The organism is Selenomonas sp. ND2010, from assembly GCF_000702005.1.
GTDB lineage: Bacteria > Bacillota > Negativicutes > Selenomonadales > Selenomonadaceae > Selenomonas_A.
The window spans coordinates 1-4,619 of record NZ_JNKI01000057.1 but is presented as its reverse complement, the minus strand read 5'-3'; the positions used below and the strand labels follow the sequence as shown (position 1 = coordinate 4,619).

At 48.2% G+C, this 4,619-nt stretch carries 4 protein-coding genes; 1 reads left to right on the top strand and 3 read right to left on the bottom strand.

What is annotated here, in order from left to right:
• Positions 1–450: 450 nt before the first annotated feature.
• Positions 451–1,716, bottom strand: a complete 1,266-nt coding sequence (locus tag T504_RS0111990) for a dicarboxylate/amino acid:cation symporter (RefSeq protein ID WP_051635360.1) — start codon at positions 1,714–1,716, stop codon at positions 451–453.
• 338 nt (positions 1,717–2,054) lie between these two features.
• Here T504_RS0111990 and T504_RS14315 point away from each other — a divergent pair, with 338 nt between their 5' ends.
• Entirely contained in the window at positions 2,055–2,651 is a 597-nt protein-coding gene (locus T504_RS14315) for a peptidoglycan recognition protein family protein (RefSeq protein ID WP_081823454.1), read from the top strand.
• A 28-nt stretch (positions 2,652–2,679) separates the two neighbouring features.
• Here the strand turns inward: T504_RS14315 and T504_RS13990 are convergent, their stop codons facing one another.
• The gene (locus T504_RS13990; RefSeq protein WP_051635359.1) at positions 2,680–3,189 is read right to left on the bottom strand and encodes a hypothetical protein; all 510 of its coding nucleotides are present in this window, start codon (positions 3,187–3,189) and stop codon (positions 2,680–2,682) included.
• Between the two features lie 104 nt (positions 3,190–3,293).
• Positions 3,294–4,175, bottom strand: coding sequence for a LysR family transcriptional regulator (locus T504_RS0111975; protein ID WP_033171297.1), 882 nt, complete (start codon positions 4,173–4,175; stop codon positions 3,294–3,296).
• Positions 4,176–4,619: the final 444 nt, after the last annotated feature.

The window sequence follows — 4,619 nt, the reverse complement described above, 5'->3', positions numbered from 1 at the left end:
ATGGTCCTGGGGCCCCCGCCACCTCGGTTAGAGCCGGTACGAATTGCTGCGCCCTCGGAGGGGGTAGCCCTGCGAAACTTGCCACAGACTCAGCCACCGCTAGGGGCAGTGCCATAAACGAAGCGTTTGATGTTTTTCGTGAAGAACGAAATTTTTATCCTCACCGTTCGTCGAAAAATTGCTACCGTTCAAGCGAAGCGCGTTTTGCAACTTTTTCGATGCTTAATTAAAGATAAAAATTTCGTTTAGAAAAACATCTCCCGCGTAGTGTTGGCACTGCCCCTAGCGGTGGCGAAGAGTTGCTTCGAATGAGACCTGCAAACTGTAATTTGTAAAAACTACGTGGATAAATTCGTAAAAGCCTCCACAAGTTAGATTAATCCAGCTAACTTGTGGAGGCTTTTATCTTTTATGTCAATATAAAGGGATTTTTCAAAGTCCCGTTTTGTCTCAATGATGAAGTGCCGGTTCCATGGCAGTCTTTTTCTCATCGCGGAAGCGATCCACAATCGTAGCACAAGCGGCATCGCCCGTGATGTTGACGGCCGTACGGAGCATGTCGAAGATACGATCCACACCAAAGAGAATCGGCAGTGCCTCGATGGGGATATTGGCCGCAGCCAGAACTGCCACCACCAGCAGCGTCGGTCCCGGGACACCAGCCTGCCCCACTGCACCTAAGGTACTCGTGATGATGATAGCCATGTACTGGGAAAACGACAGCTCCATGCCATACATCTGCGCAATGAAGGTCGCCGCCATTGCGTAGTAGGCAGCATTACCATTCATGTTAATGGTAGCACCCAGCGGCAGCGCAAACGACGTGGTTTCCTTGGATACTCCCAGCTCCTTCATCGCCGTATTCATGTTAAGCGGCAAAGTTGCCATCGAAGACGCCGTCGAAAAAGCAAATACCTGTACTTTCCACATGCTCTTGAAGAAATTCTTATACGTCGTGCATTTGGAGAACAGCGCTACCGAACCGCCAATCATGCCATAGGTAACGATAGCCAGCACCACCACATAGAGCAAAATCAAATACGCAATCTTAGCGAGCACCGCATAGCCAAAGGTACCCGTTGCATCGGCCATAAGGCAGAAAACGCCCAGCGGTGCCACATACATGATCGCCGTCATAATCTTGATAAACAGTTCCGTCATATAGTTGAAGAAGTTGATGATGGTCTTCTTCTTGCTTTCCTCCAGATAGGTAGAAGCAAAGCCCATGAACATCGCAAAGACGATAATCTGCAGGATATTGCCATCAACCAACGCCTTGAACGGGTTAGCCGGAACGAAGCCCGTTATTGTATCCCAGAAGCCCGGAATCTTCGTGCTTTCTTCCATGTGCTCCACCTGCACCGCAGCACCGGAGAGGGCTGCCATGTCAATGCCAGTGCCCGGACGGAAAAGCTCACTGAAGAACAAGCCCAAGGCAACGGCGACAGCGGTGGTAATGCCGTAATAGATAAAGGTGAATCCACCGATTTTTCCTGCACTGCTCGATTTCCCCAGCGAAGCAGCACCGCCAATCAGCGAAAACAGCACCAACGGGACAACAACCATCTTAATCAACTGCATAAAGAGATTTCCTGCTGGAGCGAACATGCTCGCAGACTTGCCCATGAGTAGACCAACGGCCGCGCCCAGAATGGTCGCGCCGATGATCCAGATGCCCAGTTTATCCAGGCTCATACCAGATTTCTTTTCTGCCATATTATAATTCCTCCAACTAGCAAAAAAGAACCGCATTCACACCTTACTGGGATATGAGATACGGCCCCTTTGCCTGATAATTTATGATAAATCCATGATAACACATTTCCTTCATTATGTACATATCGAAGAGACAGATTATTTTGTATACATGTTATCCTGTATCTTTTATCGATTAAGACAAAATAATCTTTTATTATTTAATTTTGTAATATTATCTTTATTTTTTACTTACACCCGTAAAAATGCGGTTGACCAGGTCAATTATTAACTCATTTTTGCATTTTTGCTGGTTTTAGACTAAAATACAAAGGCAAGAAATACGAAAGGATGACTCTATGAAACGTCGTGATTTTATCCGTCTTTTCACAGCTTGTTCACTTGGTTGCAACCTGCTGCCACTGTTCGCATCGACAAAAACCGAGGCCAGCCGTCGCATCGAAGGCTGGGAACCGCCCATATACCACCGCTTCCTACAATTCACCGAATACGAAAAACGCCCGGGAACCGAGCAGATTGTCATCCACAACACCGGCTTTCCCACCGATAAAGACTCCACTGCCACCGAAATCCACGAATTTCATCAAAAAAATAACGGCTGGGCCGGTATCGGCTATCATTATCTCATCCGCAAAAACGGCATGATTGAGCAGGGACGCCGTCCAGGTATGATTGGCGCCCACGCCTACCACCATAACCAGCGGTCTATCGGCATCTGCCTCGCTGGCAACTTCAACCTCGGAAACCCCACCAAAGAGCAACTGGACTCCCTGAAACTGCTCACCGCCTGGCTCTGTGAAGCCTATCAGCTCAATCCTATGAAAAAAGGCGTCATCGTCGGCCATCGCGACCTTAACGACACCGATTGTCCCGGCGATAACCTCTATTCCCGTCTGCCAGAAATCCGCCGCTACTGCCGCGATTTCGCGCAATAAAAAACATCCCCGTAACGGGGATGTTTTTTTATGCCGTAGCCCGGCCAATAATTGCACCGATAACGGCGCCGACAATTGCTGCCGTATTTACTTCACCTTGGGAATGTCCCTTATCCGAATCCGAGGAATCACTGTCGTGACGGCGGTGCGCATTCTCCCGCTCGTAGCGGTCACGATCCCGGCGAATCTGGTCTTCCCGCTGCTGCTGGCGGCGGATTTCCTCCATGCGCTGGTTATGACGCGCCTCCTCTTCCCGGCGTTCCTTATCGATTTTCTCCTGGCGTTCTCGCTGCTTTTTGATATCGCGTTCTGTCTGACGCTCCCGTTCGTAGCGCTCCTGTATCTCGCGCTGGCGCCGTTCATGACGGCGGTTCTCTGCCTCAATCGAACTGTCGCGGTTCTCACGGGCACTCCAGCTCGATGAGGTATCAAACGAAGCAGCATACGCTGTTGTCGTAATCGTCGTGCTGACAATCCCAAAACTCATTACGCCAGCCAGCAGGCCAGCCATACCTTTTTGCCAACATTTCGCTTTCATGATTGTTCTCCTTATCCCTATAGCATTACCACTATCTTGATTATGCTTTTAGTTTACAGAGTCAACCTTTTATTGTCCTTAAACGAAAATTGGATTTTGATTAATTATTTCAAAGCGCTCGTGATTTTCTGGAGGTAATCCATCAAAATCTTCTCATCCTCGTAAATTTGACGCCCCTTCTTCGTCACAATACCGGAGTTAATATAAAACGGCTCGGTCAGCGGTATGACCACCAGATTATCATCGGGAAGGATTGCCTGCCGCGTCAAGAAGGTCGACATGATACCACTCTTCACCAGCGTCTTGATGGTGTGCAGATAGGGCGAGTAGTGTACGATATTGGCCTTCTTGCCCTCTTTGGCAAACATGTCGTGAACCATGTGATAGACAAAGAAACTGCTGTCCAGCATGACCAGCGGCTCATCGACAAAGTCCTCCAGCGATACCGACTCCCGCTCAGCCAGCCGATGCTCCGGATAGGTGACAAAGCAGCATTCACAGGTAAAGAGTTTCTGATAGTTTAGCTTATTGCTAAAGCCGCTCTCGTAGTTGGTCAATGCGATATCGAGTTTCTCATCCTCGACCATATGCAAGGCGCTGATACCGCCCGACTCGATAATATCGAGCCGAATCTCCGGATGCAGCCAGCGGAAATCGCCCAGCACCAGCGGCAAAAACTGCGTTCCGAGCTGGAGCGGCAGAGCCATGCGGATATGGTTGCGATTGTGGGCCATATCCTGGATTTCGTCCTCTAGCAAATCCATCTGGTCGAGAATATGCTTGATTTTTCCCAACAGTTTGCTGCCGTCATGCGTGATGATAATCTTGCGGCCCTCACGATGAAAGAGGTTCAACCCGGTTTCCGTTTCCAAGGCCTGCATAGCCACACTGACCGTCGGCTGTGAGACATGCAGATGTTCCGCAGCTTTGGTGATGTTTTGCCATTGGCAGACCTCATAGAAATAGCGCATCTGGATAAGCGTCATAACTCTTCCCCCTGTCTTATTCTCCCATTTTCCTAAAGTATAGCACACATTAATAGAAAAAAGCTATAAGTTATCAAAACTTGATATTTCACAAATCGAAATCGCCATGCCATAATATAAACAAATCAAACAACCCATTAGAGATAATTTCGATAAATACTTTTTGTATCGTAAAGAAGATTTACCTCGAATTTTCTCTTCCTTTTCATTACACAACATCACATCTGGAAAAAGCGCCCGATTCCCCTCGGGCGCTTTTTCATGGGCAAAAATAAAACGTGCACTACCAACGCATCGACATATTACAGTCTGTAGGTTACAAGAATCTCATTCGAAGCAACTCTTCGCCGCCGCTAGGGGCAGTGCCAACACTACGCGGGGAGATGTTTTCCTAAACGAAATTTTTATCCTTAATTAAGCATCGAAAAAGTTGCAAAACGCGCT